Origin of the sequence: Binatus soli (SeqCode) (assembly GCF_050015535.1) — a bacterium.
In the GTDB taxonomy this organism is placed as follows: Bacteria; Desulfobacterota; Binatia; order Binatales; family Binataceae; genus Binatus; species Binatus soli.
Genome location: NZ_JBEKBF010000002.1, coordinates 205,556 through 224,449, shown reverse-complemented (window position 1 = coordinate 224,449; position 18,894 = coordinate 205,556). Strand labels below are relative to the sequence as shown.

Below are 18,894 nucleotides of genomic sequence, written 5' to 3'. Positions count from 1 at the left end.
GGGCTCGGCGATTTGACTCTCTTATGGCGTATGCGACGCGCCGGGAGATTGCGGCGTCGAAGTGGGAGCCGCCTCGACGGATCGCATCGGCAGTGCGTCGCGAAATCCGGGCTGTAGCATCAGCTGGCCGACCGCGCGCGAGAGCGCAACCGACAAGGACTCGGCGGGTTCGGTCTCGAGCGGTAGAAAGACCTCGGCGCCGACGGGATTTGGCGGTTCATTTTCGATGCCGCTGATCTCGCCCGAGTAAAGCACGGCGCCATCGCGATTCTTGAGCTCGAACTTTACGCGCACCACGGCTCTCATCGAGAAGTACTGGCCGTGGACGGTCTGGTTCGTTCCGAACCGCTTGTTCACTTCGAGCTGTTCGAGGTCGGAGGTGAGGATGAAATCCGAGCCCTCGGGCGGCTTGCCGTCGCCCGGATTTGAGTCGAGCGCCACCGGCGCCAAACCGGCGTCGGCGAGACCCTTGATCAATCCGTTGTTGAACGCGCGGGCCGCATCGGCAACCACGAGGGGAGTCTGGGGGGCGCCGTCGGCGGCGTAGATCGTGCCGACGCTGGAATCGCCGGAGCCGAAATCTCCGGTCGTGGGAGGCACCGCAATTTTGACGGGACGAAAAATGTTCTGCGACCCCGGCACGAAGCCCGGAAGATAGTGGAGATCGATACGCGTGCGCGGCTTGCATCCGGTCAGCGCGAGCGCGAGCGCCGTCATCGCGACGCAGCCGCAAACGCGGCTACGATTGAGGCCGCGACACCGCAGAATGCCTGTCCCTCCACCACAAGACGAGAACCACGATCGCCACAGCAACCCCGGCCAGCCCAATCCATCGCGACGCCTGATGAGCCATCGTCACGGCGCGATACAACTCGTCGCCCACCAGGTAGCCGACCGTAACGACGAGCGAGCACCATACGATCGCACCAAGCACGTTCCATCCGAGGAACTGGAAGAACGGCATCCCGCACGCACCCGCCATCGGGCCCGCCATGAATCGCGCGCCAGTGATGAATCGCGCCATGAACACCGCCTTGCTGCCGTGGGTCTGAAAGAAAAGTTGCAAGCGGTCGTAACGCGTGCGCATGGAGGGAAAGGCGGACGCGAGCCGAACGAGTACGCGCTGTCCGCCGGTGCGGCCGATGACGTAGCCGCAACAGTCGCCCGTGACTGCGCTCACGGCTACGGCGATATAGACGATTCGCAGATCGAGCAGCGCGCGGCCGGCCAGGAATCCGGCGGCGAGCATCACGGTTTCCTCCGGCACGGGAATCCCCAGGTTACCGATGAACACGGCAATGAAGATGCCGAGATAGCCCCACGTCGCGAGCATGTCCGCGATATGCGCGGGGTCGGTTATCCCATGCATTGGAAATCCATCTGTCGCGAAGTTGACGCCACTCCTCACCCCTGGCTCGGCGATCTCTAGCTTGCCGGATTGAGTGTGCCAGCGTAAGAGATTTTTGGCTAGTCAGGTGTTAAAAAATACGCGCCGGAAGCGAAACGGCGTATATTCACGATTCTTATGTAACGACCGACAGTTTTCTGAACACGAAAAACTTGTAACCGAAGAAGTTCGCGAACAGCGTCAATCCGGCGCCTGAAATAGCGCCGACGTTTGCCCATAGCTTGGTACTGATTCCTCGTGGCGCGCCTACTACGTTCACGATCACGTCCGCGCCCACCACGTTGAGCGCCACTGCCACCAGTGTCACCACCAGGAAAGCAACTAACTCCCGCCGTGCTGCGCCGGATTTCGACGAATCGAATGTCCAGTACTTATTCCACAGATAGCTATTGATCACTCCCAGCGTGACCGAGACTGATTTGAACGCCAAAAAGCCGCCGCCGGAGGACACGCCAGTTATCAGCATCAAAGAATTCAGGACGCCGAAATCAACCCCGGAATTCAGAACACCCACCACGGCAAACTTTGAAAATTCGAATAACGAGGGAGCTCGATTGGCAACCAGGCTCGCGGCCAGCACCGCAATCGCGAATAGCGTGGCGCCGATAACGGGCAGGTAGAGCAGCGGGATCCTGATCGCCGTTCCGAGTCCGAGGTTGATCACGACCGGGATCGACAGTGCGCCGGTCAGGAATCCGACGATCAGCGCGAGCGCCATGTCACGCGCCAACGTATTGCCACCGTCCCAGCCGCTAAACTCCCGTGATGCCATTTGTCGTAATTTCAGGTACAGAATAAGTATCACATCGGGTGGACGCCAAGGACCTCCCGATGAAGTTCAGGAATCGCGCGGCTTTGCTCCGGTGACCAACGATGATCTCAACCGCCACGAACCGATCGTGACCGATCTAGCGCGAACCCGGCCACGCCTCGCAATCGTTGTCCCCTGCTTCAACGAAGAGCTCGTGATACAGGAGACGGTCCGCCGGCTCGTCGTCATACTGCGCGACCTGCGGGAAAAGGGACAGATAGCGTCCGAAAGCTTCCTCTATTTTGTAGACGATGGAAGCATCGACAACACCTGGAGTACGCTGCGCGAACTCAATAAGTCCGAACGCGAAGTCAAAGCGCTGAAGCTCTCCCGCAACTTCGGCCATCAGAATGCCGTGTTAGCCGGTCTGCTGACCGTCAGGCATCGAGCCGACTGCGTAATCTCGCTGGACGCCGACTTGCAGCACGACGAACAGGCTATCTACAGCTTCCTGGACAAGTACCGTCAGGGCGCCGACATCGTGTACGGAATCAGGCGAAACCCCGGCAACGTTCCTATCTCCAAAAAGCTTTTCTCGTCGGCCTTCTATTGGCTGATGAGTTCGATGGGCGCCAAGGTCATCAAAGATCATCCGGATTACCGGCTGATCTCCGCAAAAGTTCTGGACACGCTGGCCGATTACAAAGAGGTCAACGTATTCCTCCGTGGCATTTTTGCGAATATGGGCTTCAAGTCGGAAGTAGTCTATTTCGACGTGCACGAGCGACTCGCCGGCACGACGCATTATTCGTGGACAAAAATGATCGGGCTTGCGCTGGATGGAGTCACGTCGTTTACGGTGGCACCGCTGCGGATGATCGCGATCGGTGGCGTGCTGATCACGCTCGGCGCCCTGGCCATCAGCGTATTCATCGTCGTGAGTGCGCTGCGCGGCAAGGTCGTCCCGGGCTGGGCGTCCACGGTCCTTCCGATCTACGTGCTCGGCGGCCTTCAAATCATGATCATCGGTCTGGTCGCGGAATATATCGGCAAGATTTACTCAGAGGTGAAACAGCGGCCGCGCTTCATCAGCGAGCAAGAGCTGTCGTGACCCCCGCGGACCGACCTTCGGTGGATGTGATCGGAGCGGCGAACGCCCCGAGTTTGTCCGGACCACGCTGTGTGGCGTGCGATTCCTCATCAGGCGACGCAATCTTCGGCGGACTTCTGCGCTGTCGGCAATGTGGTCACGCGTTCGCCCCGCCTGAATCCACCGATCAGGAACTCGCGGCTATCTATACCGAAAGCTACTTCAAGGGCGAGGAGTATCACGATTACCTTTCAGACAAGGGCGTCGCGCAGCGCAATTTCCTGTCGCGCCTGAGGGTGTTGAAGTCCTTCATGGACCCGGCACGTCATCGGCGTCTGTTCGAAGTCGGCTGCGCTTACGGTTTTTTTCTGGAGGTCGCGAGGGATCGCTTCGACTCCGCCCAGGGCATTGATGTGTCCGCGGCTGCGGTGAGTCACGCCAAAACCCGGTTGGGTCTCGACGCCACCTGCGCAGACCTGCTGCAGTATGACCTGGCGGGCCGCGAGTTCGACGTCGCATGCATGTGGGATACGATCGAGCATCTCGCGCGCCCGGATTTGTACATTGCGAAGCTCGCGGATCACATGCGGACCGGCGCGCTCATCGCCATCACGACCGGCGACTTCGGAAGCCTCAACGCGCGCCTGAGGCGCACGAAATGGCGACTGATGCATCCGCCGTCGCACGCGCACTATTTTTCGATCGCCAGCATGACCACGATGCTCGATAGGTTTGGCTTCGACGTGATCTACGCCCGCCATTGCGGCTTCTACCGGAGCTTGCGGAGCATGGCCTACGGAGTATTCGTGCAGAAGCACGGCGATACGCGCGCGCTTGATCTCCTGGATCGGCTGGGTGTCGGCGGTTGGCCGCTCTATCTCAACTTTTACGACATCATGTACGTGATCGCGCGCAAACGATGAGCCGCCATCTGCGGCGGCACTCAGCCGCCGAGGCCATAAAACCGGACGTACCAGACGCCCCACGTAATCATGAACACCGAAACGGTTATCAGGATGCGCGACATCTGATCGATTCGTCGGTGCACGCCGAGCGCCATGAGGAGCAAAAGAACCGGGAACGCCTGCAAGTAGTGGCGCGTGCCGAACTGCGCAGATCCATTGCCAACGTAAAAGAGGCTCGGGGTCACCGCGATCAGGGCGCCCATTGCGATCAATACCGTCTCGATCCGCCGGCAACTCGCCTTGAGCGCGAGCAGGAACGCCGGACTCGTCGTGAGGATCGACTGTCCCCCAAAGGTCGGATGGATGTAAGGAAAGTTGGCGTCCAATCCGGGCGCCATGAAGAACAGCGTGAAGAAGTTGCCCGGAAAAAATCTAAAGGCGAACAGCGTCTGCTGATCCTTCGGCATGTAGTAAACAACCCCACGGTCAAAGGGGCTGTGATAGCGAATGAAGTTGAACGTTACGTAAATTGCCGCCGTCAGCGCGCACCCCGGAATGAACCAGAACAACTCGCGGATGCTGCGGCGGCGCCAGAATAGCAACAGCGCCAGATATACCGGCCACACAAACACGAGATCGTAGCGCGCCAGCCCGGCGATCGCGGCAAAAAATCCAACCACCGCGGGACGCCCCTTGTCGAACATCTCATCGAACGCGATCAAGGTGATCAGGATCGCGACCACCATCGAAACTCCCCAACTGCCCCCGTTGACCGTCTCGTACCAGATGATCGTGCCGGCGCCGAAAAAAACCGTGAGCCATTTTCGCGCATTCACCGTGAGGTGGAAGCGCCCCAGCAGGCGCCACGCCAGCGCCATGTCGAGCGCGCCCACAATGATCGAAAAATAATTCTGATTGGTGTCCATCCCCCAGATCGCCGTGAATGGCATCAGCAGGATCGCCGGCAGGATCGGATGAAGCTGGTAGCTGTATGCCCCAACCTGCGCATGCTCGATGTAATTCGGCGCGTCGATATACGTGTGGCCGTGGATGAAAGCAAACGCTTGGCGCACATGCGCATTGTACGGACTCGTGTCCGAGCCGGCCGTTATCGCATAGAACGCCAGGAAGACCACGAAGACCGCGAACTGTGAAAGCAACTCGTCTCGCTTGACAGCCTCATCGGTCATCGGCGCGGGATCGGCGAGCCTGAATGAGTACGCCAGCGCCCCGAGCGCAACGATTCCCGAAACTATGTCGATGCGCGTCACTATCCATCGGTGCCGAAAAACGATGGCGCATCCCACGACCACGATAATCACTGCCACCGCGAAGAATCCGCGGCTGGTCGCCAGGGTCGGGCGCATCGCGTCCGCGCGCGTGTCAGTGCGACCCATGCTTTATCGCGACTTGCGCGGCTGTCCAGTTGAAGAGTTGCGGAAAACTGAACTCCGTTTCCTCGGTGGCGCCGTTCTGACTCTGCCAGGTCGCAAGGATCCAGTATTCGAGCGGCGCCTTCCCCTGAGCCACGACTGCGCTCATGTCGCCCGGAATCTGCGGCTGCAGCGGCGCGTTCCCAAAATCAGTCGCCTTGAAAATCAGGATTAGGTCGCCGTCCGCCGTCGTCGTCATCGAGTCGGAATGCACCGTGCCGCCGTTGCCGGTCTTGACGTTGCTCATATCCACCGGCGCGGCTGCCGCGGCATTGTCCAGCAACAGGATCGCGCCTTGCGCATCGACCGGCTCGCTGAATGTCCACGTCGCCGTGCGAGCGTCATTCGCCTGGATTGCATGCCAGTACAGCGACTGGCGCGTTGTTGGAGTGGAATCGTCGCGAATCGGTTGCCATCCAGCCGGCGCGCTGATCGTCGTTTTCGAGCCGCCGTAGCTCAATACGTCAGCGATCGCGACCTGGCCGGCTTGCGCTTTGGCGCCCCAGTCCAGCGAAAGACTGGTCGCCCCCTTCGCCATCGGCGTTTCCGCGGACGAAACTACGTTAGCGCCGCCGACTGTGTTGTCGGCGGTTTGTAGCGGCGAAGAATTGCACCCGACTGCAAAAACGGCGGCAGCCGCGACCAATGCGTATCTGATCATTCTCTCCTCCTCGCAGCCTTCAACAATGGCGCGATACTACCATTTTCCAATCCACCAACAATCTTGTGCCGTCGATACGCGTCAGGCTTTCTTGGCGAATGGACGGTCGCGATCCGTAAGTGCGCCCTTGAGGCCTTTCTCGCGGCTCGCCTTCATCCAGTTCTTCACCGTGTCGGTCTGATGCGCGATCACGTCGATGTCGGCCGCCGACTGCTCGGCCGCCCGAATCCCGAGGATTTCGAGATAGCGATTCACCGCCGCCTTGTGCAGCATCAGCAACTCCGCCGGCACCATCGCGACCCGGCGCGCATAGTTCATTGTCTCTTCCTCGAGCTTGTCCTTGGGGAAGACGCGATTGACCAGGTGCCATTCGAGCGCTTCTTTTGCCGACATGTAGTCGCCGGTGAAGAAATACTCTTTCGTTTTGCGCGGGCCCATCAGCACCGGCCACATCGACATCGTCGGCAGGATACCAAGCGAGCGGCCCGCGGGATGCCCGAACTGCGCATCCTCACTGGCGAACACGATGTCGCAGTGACCGGCGAACTCCGTGCCGCCCGCCAGGCAGTAGCCGTGTACCTGCGCGATCGTGGGTTTATTAATCGACCACAGCCGCTGCCATCGTTCGATCGTCTTGTGCAGGCCGAGCCGATCGTTGGTGACGGTGAACGTTGCGCCGGGATGCTGCGTGCCCTGCAAGTCGTAGCCGGCCGAGAACGCGCGCCCGGCGCCGCGGATTATCAGCACGCTGGCATCGGGATTCGACTCGTACTCGTCCATCACGGAGTCGAGTTCCTGGAGCAGCTTTTGCGACAGCGCGTTGAGCTTCTCCGGCCGGTTGAGCGTCAGCCGGTAGATTTTGTCCTCGGCCTTTTCGTAAATGAGGGTTTCGTAGTTCGCCATCTGAGTCTCCGGCGGTTACTTCACCGCTGCCAGAAAGTCGCCGGCCACGCGCGCGGTTTCCTCCGGCGCTTCCCAGAAAAACATGTGGCCCACGGCCTTGAGCGTATGCTTCTTCGAACCCGCTATCGCGCCGTGCAGAACCTCCGCGTTCGGATACGGCACTATCGCATCGTCGTCACCGTGAATAATAAGTGTCGGCGACTTGATTTGTCCAAGTTGTCCAAAACTGTCGAATCCGCCAATCGCCTGTCCCTGCCGCATGAAAGTATGCATCGGCGTCAGCGGGTAGTTGCCCATCTCCGCGATCGCCTGGTTGAGCGTCGCCTGCCCGGCCGCCGAATTCAGAAACGCCTTTCCGCACGCCACTGAAAATGCGCGCCGCGCCTGCTCGAGCGGATCCATTCCGGGCACCGGCATCAGATTGGCTATCGCCGCCGGATCGGCCGGGATCGAATGGCTCGCGCCGCAGTTGGTGCATCCGAGCACCAGCCCGCGCGTGCGCGCCGGATATTTAAGCGCGAATTCCTGCGCGATCATCCCGCCCATCGAGATTCCGAAAATATGCGCGCGCGGAGTCTTCGCACGGTCCAGCACCGCGGCGATGTCCGCAGCCATGTCGCCGAGCGTAAACTCGGCGTCGGGCTTGTCGCTCTCGCCGGTGCCGCGATTGTCGATGACGAAAATCTTGAACCGCGCTTCCATCGGTTTCAGAAATGGCTCGCCCCATGCCCGCCCCGAGCCGCTGAATCCCATGATGAGCGCGACCGGCTCGCCATCCCCTCGAATCTCGTAGCGAAGCTTGAGGCCGTCCTTGGTCTCGGCGAAATCGCGAACTGCCACGTTGGAAATCTCCTTTTGCCGGGAATTTCTCCGTACGATGAATAGAACTACGGGCGGGTAAGGTTCAAGCGGCGGCGCTCTCGCCCGGGGCTTCTGCCAGGATCGACCCGAGGATTCGGTAGACCTCGCGATTGACTATCAAGCTCGCATGCAGTCCCGAGACTTCGAAACTGGATCCCGCATCGTCGATGCACGATTGCCATTGCACGATCTCGTCGCGGCGCGTGTAGATGGCGCTGAAGCGGCTCTTTTCCGGGGTCGGCGCGAACACGGCGGCGACGAATGCGCATGAGCATTCGGACGTGCCGCAGTCCTCGGGCTCGTCGGAAAACGTCTGCCAGAACGACTGGATCGCCTGCAGCGCGGGACGGACTCGATCGTGTACTCCCGTCCATCCGTCGCGAATCGGCGAGCCAAGCGCCACCACCTGACGCACGTTTCCGGGGTCTGCCGCCGCGATTGCGCGGCCCAGTATGCCGCCCAGGCTATGCCCGATGATTGTCACGCGCTGGCCGGATTCGCGCGCGATCTTTTCCACCCGCCATCCCGCCAGTTCCATCTTGCGCCGCGGGCATCCGACGTTGAGGTCGATTCCCGACAGATACGGACGGTATCCGACGCGCCCCAGCCATCGCGCCATCGTGCCGAGCGACCAATCGCCCGCGGTGAATCCTGGAATCAGCAGTACCGGACGGCCGTCGCCGCGCGGCACTCCGACGCCGTAGCCGACCGGGTCGCGAACCAGCGAAGCGAACTGCTGGAGGAAGTCGAAGTAGGCGGAGACGGTAAGTTGCAGCAGCATGCCGGTTGCGAATCTGTGTTTCTTAACCTCTTACGCGTGCGTTCGCGCGACACTGCCACGAAATGCGGTAACAGTAAAGTCATTCGGGCGAAATATGTGTGAACGGTGAACAGTGGAAAGTGAAAAGTGAAAAAAAACGTGCGTGATGCGGGCATCACGCACGCAAAGACGCTCTTCGATTTTCTTGTGCGCTAGCCCTTGGGCAGACCCAGTACGCGCTCGCCGATAATGTTGTGCTGGATCTGATTTGTCCCGGCGTAAATCGTGGGACCGCGCGCCGCGAGCATCCTGAACGACCACTTGCCCTTGTCGACCGCGAACGGCGCGTTGAATTCCAGCTGGCTGTAAGGCCCCAGCAGCTCCATCGCGTAAATCGCAATCTTGAGCGCGAGCTCCGTGCCGCACAGTTTCATCATCGAGCCTTCCGGCCCCGGCGGCAGTCCCTTCAACTGGCGCGTCAGCTGCCGATAGCCGGTGTATCGCAGCGCCTGCGCCTCGGCGGCGAACTCCGCAACTTTCTGGCGCACGCTCGAATCGTCCCACGCCGTTGAACCATCACCGCTGCGCGGGATGCGCTTGGCGAGCCTCGCCAGCTCATAGACCTCGCCCATCAAGCCTTCGCCGCCGCCGCCCCCGCGCTCGAACATCAGCGTGGTCATCGCGACCTGCCAGCCGTTGTTCCGCTCGCCGACGATATTTTTTTTCGGCACGCGGACATCCTCGAAGAAAACTTCGTTGAAGCCCTTGCCGCCCGTCATCTGCACCAGCGGACGCACGGTTACGCCGGGGCTGTGCATATCGATCAGCAGGTAGCTGATTCCCTTGTGCTTGGGCGCGGCGGGATCGGTGCGCACCAGCGCGAAGATCATGTCCGCATGCTGCGCAATCGAGGTCCACGTCTTCTGTCCGTTGACGACAAAGTCGTCGCCATCGTCAACCGCACGCGTCTGCACCGATGCGAGGTCGGAGCCCGCGCCCGGCTCGGAGTATCCCTGGCACCAGACTTCATCGCCTTTGAGAATTTTCGGAATATGATTTCTCTTCTGTTCCTCGGTCCCCCAATGTATCAGCGTAGGACCGAGCAGGTTGATTCCCATCCCGATCATCGGCTCGTTCAGCCCGAGCCGGCTCAGTTCTTCCCGATAGATCAGCCGCTGCATGACGGTTGCGCCGCGCCCGCCGTATTCCTTGGGCCAGTTGACTGCCACCCAGCCGCCCTCGTTGAGCCTCTTGTGCCAGTTGACCCGCGCCTCCCAGTCGCCCTCGCCCTCGTCGGCCATGATATTGCTCGGCGGCGGAGCGAATTTCTTGTTTGCTTCGAGCCAGGTGCGCACTTCGGTGCGAAACGCCTGGTCTTCCGGCGTGTAGTTGAAATCCATCGATTGAATGCCTTCTCCGTTGATTCCCGGCTCGCGCGCGCCTCAGCCCTTGGGCAGTCCGAGCACACGCTCACCGATAATATTATGTTGTATCTGATTGCTGCCCGCCGCAATCGTGCCGCCGCGCGCCGCCAGCATCCTGAACGACCACTTGCCCTTGTCAACTGCGAACGGCGCGTTGAATTCGAGCTGGCTGTACGGCCCGAGCAACTCCATCGCGAACAATTGAATGCGCAAGTTCAGCTCCGTGCCGCATAGCTTCATCATCGATCCTTCCGGCCCCGGCGGCATTCCCTTCAGCCGGCGCGTCAGCTGCCGATAGCCGGTGTAACGCAGCGCCGTCGCCTCGCAGTAGAACTCCGCGATTTTCTGCCGCACGCTCGCGTCATCCCACGCCGACGCGCCGTTGCGCGGGAGCGATTTCGCAAGCTCCACCAGCTCATGGCATTGCATAAGCACGCCGCGATCGCCGCCGCCGCCCGATCGCTCGAACATCAGCGTCGTAATCGCCACCTGCCAGCCCTGGTTCTTCTCGCCGACCAGATTTTTCTTCGGCACCCGCACGTCCTCGAAAAAAACCTCGTTGAAACCCCTGTTGCCCGTGATTTGCACCAGCGGCCGGGCCGTCACCCCGGGACTGTGCATATCGACCATCAGGTAGCTGATTCCCTTATGCTTGGGCGCGTCGGGATCGGTACGCACCAGCAGGAAGATCCAGTCGGCGTACTGCGCGATCGTCGTCCACACTTTCTGCCCGTTGACGACGAAGTAATCGCCGTCCTCGACCGCGCGCGTCTGCAGCGAGGCCAGGTCGGACCCCGCACCCGGCTCGGAATATCCCTGGCACCAGACTTCTTCGGCTTTCATTATCGGCGGGATGAAGCGCTGCTTCTGCTCCTCGGTCCCCCAATGCAACAGCGTCGGCCCGAACATGGTGGTGCCCATCCCGATCATCGGCGCCGCGACGCCCGCCCGCGCGAGTTCCTCGTTATAGACGATCGTCTGCAGGATACCGGCGCCGCGCCCTCCATACTGAACCGGCCAGTTAGGCGCGAGCCATCTGCCTTCGGCCATCTTCCTGGCCCAGCGCTTCTGCTCCTCGAACGCGTTCTTGCCCTCAGCCATCAACATCTCGCGCGAGCGCGGCGCAAACTGCTTGTTGGCGTCCAGCCACGCGCGAAACTCCATCCGGAACGCTTCGTCTTCGGGATTAAAATTGAAATCCATCGCGCATTTCTCCTGGCGCGGCTCGATGGCCTGTACCGGCTATCCTGTACCGGCTATGACGATCTCCGCGCTGACCGCAGGGCGTCTTCGCGCTTGAACTTAAAACATTCGACCCGCGCTCTGCAAAGGCACGGGGCCGTTTGACAATACTTTCGCGATTACGGAAAGTCGGACTCCGGGAACGATTGGATAACCGCATGCGCCTATTGCACACGATGCTCCGGGTGAACAACCTCGACGAGTCGCTCGAGTTCTACTGCGGCAAGCTCGGGATGAAACTCCTGCGCAAGCACGACTTCCCCGGCGGCGAGTTCACCCTCGCCTTCGTCGGCTACGGCGACGAGAAAGAAACCGCGGTCATCGAGTTGACCTGGAATTGGGGAACCTCAAAGTACGAAATCGGCACCGCCTACGGACACATCGCGCTCGGCGTCGACGACATCTACAAAACCTGCGCCGACTTGAAGGACAAGGGCGTCAACGTCGTGCGCGAGCCCGGCCCGATGAAGCACGGCACCACTCCCATCGCGTTCATCGAGGATCCCAACGGCTACAAGATCGAGCTGATACAGCGAAAGTAAGCGCCTTCTCTCACAGCCCGAAAAATTCCTTGATCGCCCCGATCGATTCCGCCTCGGTCAGCGACGGCGCATGCCCTACTCCCGGCACCTCGACAGCTTTCGCCCGCTTGTGCACCATGCACATCCGGCTCGCCGTCGCGCCGGCCAGGACATCGCTGTCCGCTCCGCGCACGATCAGAATCGGGCACGCGATCCGCGCGTACGGCACCCACAAATCGAACCGCTGCTGCGCGGACGCGGTCCCGCCGCGAAGCGGCCGCCGCACGTTGGCATCCATCTTCCAAATCAAGCCGCCTTCCGCCCCCGGCTTGACCGACCATTTCACTTGTTCGGCGACAATGCTGTCCGCCAGCTTCGCCATCGGCGGATAATTCTCCTTGTAGTACTTCACCACCTCGCCGAGGTCTTTGAAGCGCTCGGGCGCCTCGCCGACATAGCTCGCTATTCGCGCCGCTCCCGCGGGATCGATCTCGGGACCGATATCGTTCAGTACGAGCCGCTCGACTCGCTCCGGCCATCCTCCCGCGTACATCATCGAGATTATTCCGCCCATCGAGGTGCCAATCAGGCTCACGCGCGCGATGCTTAATTCCTCGAGCATCCGCGCCAGGTCGGTCACGTAATTTTGCGGGATATATTCCGTCGGCGGACCCCACTGGCTGTCGCCGCGGCCGCGCACGTCAACCGAAATCACGTGATACCTCGGCGTCAGATGAGGCGCGAGCGCGTCGAAGTTGTGCGCGTTGCCGGTCAGCCCATGCACGCATGCGACCCACGGCGCGCCGTCGTTGCCGTAATCTACATAATGAAGCCGAAGACCGTTCGCGTTAATGGATTTGTCCGATGCCATCTTTTTTTCCCCGCCCGGTTCAGCCGGTCACCCGAGCGGAGCGCCCGCCTTCTCGTACCATAAACGCTCTGATTGTCGCGAATGGATTTTCCCGATTTGCGGCTTTTGTCACCTCCGCGACAGACTTAAATATATCTAATCCTTGACATATCTCTGATATTAGCATAACTTACAGAACCAAGAATGACGCGCCTTCACCGAATCAGGGGTATCTGCGATGGCTCATAACAACGGCGACACAAGGATAAACCTGAATTCCAACGACTCTTCTTTTTCGGAAAGCGGGATCGATCGCCAAGTTCATGAAATCGCCTGGAAGGCGTACGACACCGCCGTCGGCGCCGCCAACGACGTGACCAATCGGCTCTTTACCAGTCCCGCCGTCGGCAATGTGCTCGGCGGCGCAATCGACATCGTGCTTCGATGGCAGCGGTTCAACGCGGCCGTCGCGGGCGCCTTCTTCGCCGCCCTGTGGCCGGCAGTCGGCCTGCCGTCGGCGAGCGATGTCGAAGCGATTCGAATCGACGTTCGATCGATGCGCGAGGAACTTCGCGACGCGGTCGCCGAGCGTGACGCGGTGAAATCGCCGGCGGCGGCGCGGAAATCCAGCGCTTACCAATTCCCGGGGTGGCCGCAATGGCCGGGGAAAGACGTGGCGGGGATCGCTAAAGATGTCGGCCATTAACGAGATCGCTTCGCTCTGGATGGAAGGCACGATGCGCACGCTCGAGGCGTTTCGCACCGGCTTCGGCGCAACGATGGACGACCCTCCGCCCGCAACGCGCTCGCGCGTCATCTACGAGTCGGGCCTGGTCCGCCTGCGTCACTACGAGGCGCGCGGCGCCGGGGTGCAGCATCGCGTGCCCCTGCTGCTCATCTATTCGCTCATCAAGCGCCCCTTCATCCTCGACCTCCAGGCCGGCCGCAGCGTCATCGAGTTTCTCGTCCGCCAGGGTTTCGACGTTTACCTGATCGATTGGATTCCGCCCCGGCCCAGCGACAAATGGCGCGGCTTCGACGCCTACGTAAACATCGATATCGCCAACGCGGTTCGCGCCATTCAGATTTATGCGGGCATCGAACAGGTTTCGATCATCGGCTACTGCTTCGGCGCGCTGCTCGGCTTGATCTACAGCGCGATCCACAGCGCCAACGTGAAAAATCTCGTCTCGTTGACGATTCCGCTCGACACCAGCGTCCGTCAGTTGCCCATCGAGCATCTGACGGCTGCGATGACCGCGCGCAGCGCCCGGATGATCGTCGAGATGTACGGCAACGCGCCGGCCTGGATGCTCTACTCCGGCTTCAACGCGCTGGCGCCCACCTACCACCTGTTCGACAAGTTCGTCGGCGCATACCGCAACTCGTCGCGCCCCGGCCACATCGACACGTTCTGGCTGTTCCAGCGATGGCTTCATAGCGACGTTCCGATGGCGGGACGGATATTTCTCGAGACCAGCGAGATGTGGCGCGAAAACTCTCTGATGAAGGGCGCGATGAAAGTGGGCGATACCATCGCGGACCTCAAACGCATCGTGTCGCCGCTGCTCAACGTCATCGGCGACCTCGACGATATCGTCAATCCACTGTCCAGTGAGCCGCTCCCCGGACTCGTGTCGAGCGCCGACAAACAGAATTTGCACTTTCCAACCGGCCACATGGGCGCGGCAATCAGTTCCGGCTCGCTCAAGCGCCTGTGGCCCCAAATCGCGAACTGGCTGGAAGCCCGCGATGACTGAAAACGATCACACCGGGGAACCGGGCAGCGTAAAACCGCCGCTGTCGTCGCGGAGCCGACAAAGAAACGGGCAAAATCAGAATCGATGGTTAACCTTAGTAAAACAACCGGCGAGCTCGCGTCGCGCCGAAAATCAGGAGAAAAAGATATGTCGGAACACACACACTCAGAACACACACACTCAGAACACAAAGAGACACACTCAGCACACAAACCGCATGATTCGGGAGTGGTCGAGAGTATCAGCAATTTGGGCAGCAACCTGCTGAGCGTCAAGCGCGCGAAGAAGTTCGCCGCGTGGTATATCGACACCAGCGAGAAAGTCGCCAACCAGGCGATCGATTTCCAGGCTTCCGCCACCCAGTGGGCCAAGGAAACTCGGCTCGCTCCCATCTTCGAGGCGCAGATCAAGTACGGGAAGAAGTTCGTCGAGCGCTCCGCCAACGCCGCCCGTTCCCTCTGGCGCCTCGAATAACCGCTCTCTGGTCCCCTTCCTTGCGAAGGAAGGGCAAGTCACGATCATTCCCCTTCCCATTATGGGAAGGGGAACAATCGGGCTGCTTTAGCTCGGCTTCAACGCGCGCCACGAGAAGCCCGCGGGCGCGGTCGCGGTGACCAGCGCAATCGGAACCCAGAGCGTGAAAATGAATCCGAGCATCGGCGCATGCCATAGCCAGAACAGCCCGTAAATCAAGTAGGCGGCCAACAGTGCGCCGTGCAGCATCGTTCCCGGCTCGCCCAGCCGCTCGTCGATTCGCGAAAACAGTTTCGACGCTAGCATCCCCTGCCCCAGGCAATGCCACGTCCCGTAGAAGCGGCATCGCCGGCAGACGTTGGCGCTTGCCTCGAACCACAACGCGCCCATCAACGCGAGCCCGAAGACCGCGGCGCCCGCGCTGTGCTCGAATGCGATTGAAAGCACGATAATGGTGAACAGGAGCAGCCCGCCCAAACCGACCACGCGAAACATGATTGGCGTCTGGAGGATGTAAATGAATGGCTCGAAGGGGCCGGGGTTGCGTCGCATGACGTGAGTACGAACGACCAATCTACTCGTTACCCGAAAACGCGCAAGCAGAGGCCCCGCTCCTGCATCTCGGCGTGACAAGTTTTTCACATTTGGTGCTCGCAATGTGACAAATTTGATGCTATCTACTTCCAGTAATCTAAGCTGTCTGGCGCAGGATGGCGCTCAGTTATGCCGTTGGTTCGTGTGCTCCGGAACGAACAAGGGGACTATATGCTTTCAACTAATAGAGTTCTGAGCACAAGCACGATGATCCTGCTGGCCGCGGCCATCGCGACGTTCGCGTGGTCAGGCATGGCGGCGGCAGAGCCCGAAGAGTACGGGACGGAGTTGCAGAATTATTTCAGCAACGCCAGCTACCCCCTTGGCGGACAGGCCTACGTCAATATCATTGCTCCCCTCGAGGGAGATCCAACGGCCACGGCCCCCTACGCGCTAGAGGGCGAAACTTGCGCGAACATCTACGTCTTCAATACCGAGCAGGCGATGCAGGCCTGCTGCGGATGCCCGCTGACCGCGGATGCTCTGTTGACCCTCAACATCAACACCCAATTGGCGAACAACCCGGTGGCGGTAGGTACCCTCATCCACGACGGCTCGATCCGTATTCTGTCGAGCTTACCAAATTCCACACCGGGACATCCGGCCGATTACGTGTATTGCGACCCCAGCACCAACGTCTGCTGCGATCCAACCGCGGCGGGCACCGGGTTGACGCTGAAACCCGGTTCGGAACTGGTGGCTTGGGCCGACCACATACAGGTTACCCAGATCACCGAAACCGCGTTCCAGGCCGATGTTCCGGCTCCGGCGGAACTCTTTGAAGGATTGCCGGAAGCGTGCGCCGATATCATTAGGTTGGGTACCGGTCAGGGCGTCTGCACCTGCCCCTTCGGCGTAAAGAGCGTGTTTATCCCGCCGACCCCGACCCCGACCGCGACGGCTACTGCGACCGCGAGCGCCACCCCGACCGCCACCGCCACGACGGCAACCGCAACCGCGACTGCCACCGCGAGTCCGACTCCGACGGCAACCGCAACCGCAACCGCAACCGCTACGGCGACTGCGACCGCGACAGCGGCAACGGCAACTGCGACCGCAACACCAACTGCGACAGCTACCACTACAGCGACGCCCACGGCAACGCCGACTGGGGCTATAGTAGCTCCGCTGGCGCTTTGTCCGACTCCGGAACCCAGCCCCCGAGGCAATTACGCGGTTCTGGCTGCCCTATCGGTTACCACCATCCCTACTACCCAGATCAATGGAAATCTTGGGGTGAGTGCGGGGACCAGCATAACTGGAGGCCCGACGGTGACCGGGTTCACAGACACCGAGACCGTCGGGGATGCCGCCGCCGCATTGAATGGCCAGGCTATTAAGGGGGCGGCGGAACTTGTCGCCGCTTCATATACCCCGATCTCAATACCCGCAGAATTAGGCGGGCAGACCCTCGGTCCCGGTGTTTATACGGCAAATGCGGCCGCCACTACATTTTCACTAACGTCAGGGAACCTCACGCTCGACGCCGGAGCCGAGGGGGCGAGTGCTGTCTGGATCTTCCAAGCAGAGTCCGTAGGCACTTCACTCACCACGGGAACTGGTACAGGATTTGTCTTGGAAAACGGCGCCAATCCTTGCAACGTCTTTTGGCTGGTTGGCGGTACAGCGACTCTTGGAACTGACAGTACATTCGACGGAAGCATAATGGCCTATGCATCAATCACGGTGGCTACTGACACAATAGTGAACGGTAGACTGCTGGCGGACACCGGCTCGGTTTCACTGGATGGGACTACAGTTTACGGTTGTACCTGCCCGGGTGAGGCTACTCCGGGGGGTTAGGGCGGCTCGGGATATCATTCATTAGGGACCGCAGCCGCCGGCTGACGCTCGTCGTGAGCGCGGCCAGGTGCGCATCACGCGGTCCCTATCGGAGGCACTAATGGATTTCAATTTCAGCGCCGAGGACGAGGCGTTTCGCGAGGAGTTTCGCAGCTGGCTCCATGCCAACCTGCCCAAGGCGGGGAAGCCCGAAGATGGTGGCGGCTTGTTGCGCGAAGATGTCAGCGAAGGCAGCCCGGACGACTGGAAGCGACGGGTCGAGTGGCACAAGAAGATGCACGCGGGCGGATGGGTCGGAATCGGCTGGCCCAAGGAGTACGGCGGCCGCGGCGCGACGCTCACGCAGCAAATCATTTACAACGAGGAGCTCGCGAAAGTTGACTCGCCGATGCTGGTCAACGGACTGGGTATCATGCTGGCCGGTCCGACCATCATTCATTGGGGCACCGAGGAGCAGAAGAAGCGCCACGTTGCGAAAATTCTTTCGGCGGAAGAGCTCTGGTGCCAGGGATATTCCGAGCCGGACGCGGGCTCCGACGTGGCCTCCCTGAAGATGCGCGCGGTTGAGGAAGGCGACTACTTTATCGTCAACGGCCAGAAGGTCTGGACTTCCGACGCGCATCACGCGGACATGTGTCTCCTGCTGGTCCGTACCGATCCCGATGCGCCCAAGCATAAGGGGATCAGCTACATCCTGGTCGATATGCACAGTCCCGGCGTGACCGTGCGCCCGCTCGTGCAGATCACAGGCGACGCGAATTTCAACGAGATCTTCTTCGAGGACGTGAAGGTGCCGAAGAAGAATCTTCTCGGCGAGAAAAACCAGGGATGGCAGGTCGCGATCACCACGCTGATGTTCGAACGGTCGGGAATCGGCGGCGGGCGCGACCTGATGGGCCAGGTCAAGGAGATGGTCGAGCTGGTCAAGACGATTCGCAGCAACGGACACACGGCGTGGGAAGACACCAGCGTGCGCCAGAAGCTGGGAGGTTTCGCGTGCGAGGCGGCTGCGCTGCGCTACACCGGCTTTCGGCAACTGACGCGCCGGCTCAAGGGTCTGCCGCCGGGGCCCGAGGGATCGCTGCTCAAGCTATGCACCAGCGAACTTAACTTGCGCATGAACAACTTCGCGATGGAGATGCTGGGGCCGTACAGCCAGATGGAATTCAAGGCGCCGCATGCGCTGGACAAGGGCAAGTGGTTGTATCGGATGCTCGCGTCGCGGGCGCTGACGATCGCCGGCGGCACCAGCGAAATCCAGCACAACATCATCGGCGAGCGCGTGCTCGGATTACCCAAGGGCTAGTCACCTTTTCACGTTCCAACTGAGCGGTAATCGACGAAGGGCGGCCCGGCGGGTCGCCCTTTTTTTTGGGAATGGAGAGCGGGGGAGTTTTTTCCGAGCAAGGAGTCCAGACATCGAAGGCAACCTGGTCAGGTTGAGAAGCGAGTTC

General features: G+C 60.7%; 20 protein-coding genes. 8 read left to right on the top strand and 12 right to left on the bottom strand.

What is annotated here, in order from left to right; all coding sequences use genetic code 11:
• Positions 1–21 precede the first annotated feature (21 nt).
• The 3 genes from ABR989_RS02570 to ABR989_RS02560 form a co-directional block, all read right to left on the bottom strand.
• Entirely contained in the window at positions 22–717 is a 696-nt protein-coding gene (locus ABR989_RS02570; protein WP_428125541.1) for a hypothetical protein, read from the bottom strand.
• A gap of 22 nt (positions 718–739) precedes the next feature.
• Positions 740–1,369, bottom strand: a complete 630-nt coding sequence (locus ABR989_RS02565; protein WP_428125540.1) for a DedA family protein — start codon at positions 1,367–1,369, stop codon at positions 740–742.
• A 154-nt stretch (positions 1,370–1,523) separates the two neighbouring features.
• Complete coding sequence (locus tag ABR989_RS02560) at positions 1,524–2,213, bottom strand: GtrA family protein (RefSeq protein ID WP_428125538.1); 690 nt, start codon at positions 2,211–2,213, stop codon at positions 1,524–1,526.
• A gap of 58 nt (positions 2,214–2,271) precedes the next feature.
• Between ABR989_RS02560 and ABR989_RS02555 the strand changes: the two genes are divergently transcribed.
• Both ABR989_RS02555 and ABR989_RS02550 read left to right on the top strand, forming a co-directional pair.
• A complete protein-coding gene (locus ABR989_RS02555) occupies positions 2,272–3,270 on the top strand; it encodes a glycosyltransferase family 2 protein (RefSeq protein WP_428125537.1) in 999 nt (332 codons plus the stop codon).
• Positions 3,271–3,341: 71 nt separating this feature from the next.
• Entirely contained in the window at positions 3,342–4,172 is an 831-nt protein-coding gene (locus ABR989_RS02550) for a class I SAM-dependent methyltransferase (RefSeq protein WP_428125535.1), read from the top strand.
• A 20-nt stretch (positions 4,173–4,192) separates the two neighbouring features.
• On the opposite strand, the gene ABR989_RS02545 is transcribed toward ABR989_RS02550, so the two are convergent.
• The 7 genes from ABR989_RS02545 to ABR989_RS02515 form a co-directional block, all read right to left on the bottom strand.
• Entirely contained in the window at positions 4,193–5,551 is a 1,359-nt protein-coding gene (locus ABR989_RS02545; protein WP_428125534.1) for a hypothetical protein, read from the bottom strand.
• The gene (locus ABR989_RS02540) at positions 5,538–6,248 is read right to left on the bottom strand and encodes a hypothetical protein (protein ID WP_428125533.1); all 711 of its coding nucleotides are present in this window, start codon (positions 6,246–6,248) and stop codon (positions 5,538–5,540) included. The genes ABR989_RS02545 and ABR989_RS02540 overlap by 14 nt, the downstream gene beginning before the upstream one ends.
• A gap of 81 nt (positions 6,249–6,329) precedes the next feature.
• Positions 6,330–7,151, bottom strand: coding sequence for an enoyl-CoA hydratase-related protein (locus ABR989_RS02535; RefSeq protein ID WP_428125532.1), 822 nt, complete (start codon positions 7,149–7,151; stop codon positions 6,330–6,332).
• Positions 7,152–7,166: 15 nt separating this feature from the next.
• On the bottom strand, positions 7,167–7,991 hold the full coding sequence (locus tag ABR989_RS02530) for an alpha/beta fold hydrolase (protein ID WP_428125531.1): 825 nt from the start codon (positions 7,989–7,991) through the stop codon (positions 7,167–7,169).
• A 64-nt stretch (positions 7,992–8,055) separates the two neighbouring features.
• Positions 8,056–8,793 carry an esterase/lipase family protein gene (locus ABR989_RS02525; protein WP_428125530.1) on the bottom strand — a complete coding sequence of 246 codons (738 nt, stop codon included), beginning with the start codon at positions 8,791–8,793 and terminating at the stop codon, positions 8,056–8,058.
• 191 nt (positions 8,794–8,984) lie between these two features.
• Positions 8,985–10,172, bottom strand: a complete 1,188-nt coding sequence (locus tag ABR989_RS02520; RefSeq protein WP_428125529.1) for an acyl-CoA dehydrogenase family protein — start codon at positions 10,170–10,172, stop codon at positions 8,985–8,987.
• Between the two features lie 42 nt (positions 10,173–10,214).
• Positions 10,215–11,399: an acyl-CoA dehydrogenase family protein gene (locus ABR989_RS02515; RefSeq protein ID WP_428125528.1), complete on the bottom strand. Its 1,185-nt coding sequence runs from the start codon at positions 11,397–11,399 to the stop codon at positions 10,215–10,217.
• 197 nt (positions 11,400–11,596) lie between these two features.
• Between ABR989_RS02515 and gloA the strand changes: the two genes are divergently transcribed.
• Positions 11,597–11,980 (top strand): lactoylglutathione lyase, encoded by a 384-nt coding sequence (gloA, locus tag ABR989_RS02510; RefSeq protein ID WP_428125527.1) that lies wholly within the window; start codon positions 11,597–11,599, stop codon positions 11,978–11,980.
• 10 nt (positions 11,981–11,990) lie between these two features.
• On the opposite strand, the gene ABR989_RS02505 is transcribed toward gloA, so the two are convergent.
• The gene (locus tag ABR989_RS02505) at positions 11,991–12,830 is read right to left on the bottom strand and encodes an alpha/beta fold hydrolase (RefSeq protein WP_428125526.1); all 840 of its coding nucleotides are present in this window, start codon (positions 12,828–12,830) and stop codon (positions 11,991–11,993) included.
• Between the two features lie 217 nt (positions 12,831–13,047).
• Here ABR989_RS02505 and ABR989_RS02500 point away from each other — a divergent pair, with 217 nt between their 5' ends.
• The 3 genes from ABR989_RS02500 to ABR989_RS02490 all read left to right on the top strand — a co-directional run bounded on the left by ABR989_RS02500 (position 13,048) and on the right by ABR989_RS02490 (position 15,043).
• Entirely contained in the window at positions 13,048–13,515 is a 468-nt protein-coding gene (locus ABR989_RS02500; RefSeq protein WP_428125525.1) for a hypothetical protein, read from the top strand.
• Positions 13,502–14,569: an alpha/beta fold hydrolase gene (locus tag ABR989_RS02495; RefSeq protein WP_428125524.1), complete on the top strand. Its 1,068-nt coding sequence runs from the start codon at positions 13,502–13,504 to the stop codon at positions 14,567–14,569. Before ABR989_RS02500 ends, ABR989_RS02495 begins: the two co-directional genes overlap by 14 nt.
• A gap of 228 nt (positions 14,570–14,797) precedes the next feature.
• Entirely contained in the window at positions 14,798–15,043 is a 246-nt protein-coding gene (locus tag ABR989_RS02490) for a hypothetical protein (RefSeq protein ID WP_428125523.1), read from the top strand.
• A gap of 87 nt (positions 15,044–15,130) precedes the next feature.
• Here the strand turns inward: ABR989_RS02490 and ABR989_RS02485 are convergent, their stop codons facing one another.
• Positions 15,131–15,595: a hypothetical protein gene (locus tag ABR989_RS02485; RefSeq protein ID WP_428125522.1), complete on the bottom strand. Its 465-nt coding sequence runs from the start codon at positions 15,593–15,595 to the stop codon at positions 15,131–15,133.
• Between the two features lie 249 nt (positions 15,596–15,844).
• Between ABR989_RS02485 and ABR989_RS02480 the strand changes: the two genes are divergently transcribed.
• Together ABR989_RS02480 and ABR989_RS02475 are read left to right on the top strand one after the other, a co-directional pair.
• Positions 15,845–17,440, top strand: a complete 1,596-nt coding sequence (locus ABR989_RS02480) for an ice-binding family protein (RefSeq protein ID WP_428125520.1) — start codon at positions 15,845–15,847, stop codon at positions 17,438–17,440.
• Between the two features lie 100 nt (positions 17,441–17,540).
• The gene (locus tag ABR989_RS02475; RefSeq protein ID WP_428125518.1) at positions 17,541–18,746 is read left to right on the top strand and encodes an acyl-CoA dehydrogenase family protein; all 1,206 of its coding nucleotides are present in this window, start codon (positions 17,541–17,543) and stop codon (positions 18,744–18,746) included.
• Positions 18,747–18,894 lie beyond the last annotated feature (148 nt).

Bases quoted from the DNA above. Each gene is read 5' to 3' on its own strand.
- ABR989_RS02535 (WP_428125532.1), bottom strand. From the start codon at position 7,151: ATGGCGAACTACGAAACCCTCATTTACGAAAAGGCCGAGGACAAAATC.
- gloA (WP_428125527.1), top strand. From the start codon at position 11,597: ATGCGCCTATTGCACACGATGCTCCGGGTGAACAACCTCGACGAGTCG.
- ABR989_RS02545 (WP_428125534.1), bottom strand. From the start codon at position 5,551: ATGGGTCGCACTGACACGCGCGCGGACGCGATGCGCCCGACCCTGGCG.
- ABR989_RS02565 (WP_428125540.1), bottom strand. From the start codon at position 1,369: ATGCATGGGATAACCGACCCCGCGCATATCGCGGACATGCTCGCGACG.
- ABR989_RS02525 (WP_428125530.1), bottom strand. From the start codon at position 8,793: ATGCTGCTGCAACTTACCGTCTCCGCCTACTTCGACTTCCTCCAGCAG.
- ABR989_RS02515 (WP_428125528.1), bottom strand. From the start codon at position 11,399: ATGGATTTCAATTTTAATCCCGAAGACGAAGCGTTCCGGATGGAGTTT.
- ABR989_RS02475 (WP_428125518.1), top strand. From the start codon at position 17,541: ATGGATTTCAATTTCAGCGCCGAGGACGAGGCGTTTCGCGAGGAGTTT.
- ABR989_RS02505 (WP_428125526.1), bottom strand. From the start codon at position 12,830: ATGGCATCGGACAAATCCATTAACGCGAACGGTCTTCGGCTTCATTAT.
- ABR989_RS02520 (WP_428125529.1), bottom strand. From the start codon at position 10,172: ATGGATTTCAACTACACGCCGGAAGACCAGGCGTTTCGCACCGAAGTG.
- ABR989_RS02485 (WP_428125522.1), bottom strand. From the start codon at position 15,595: ATGCGACGCAACCCCGGCCCCTTCGAGCCATTCATTTACATCCTCCAG.
- ABR989_RS02500 (WP_428125525.1), top strand. From the start codon at position 13,048: ATGGCTCATAACAACGGCGACACAAGGATAAACCTGAATTCCAACGAC.
- ABR989_RS02480 (WP_428125520.1), top strand. From the start codon at position 15,845: ATGATCCTGCTGGCCGCGGCCATCGCGACGTTCGCGTGGTCAGGCATG.
- ABR989_RS02570 (WP_428125541.1), bottom strand. From the start codon at position 717: ATGACGGCGCTCGCGCTCGCGCTGACCGGATGCAAGCCGCGCACGCGT.
- ABR989_RS02540 (WP_428125533.1), bottom strand. From the start codon at position 6,248: ATGATCAGATACGCATTGGTCGCGGCTGCCGCCGTTTTTGCAGTCGGG.
- ABR989_RS02495 (WP_428125524.1), top strand. From the start codon at position 13,502: ATGTCGGCCATTAACGAGATCGCTTCGCTCTGGATGGAAGGCACGATG.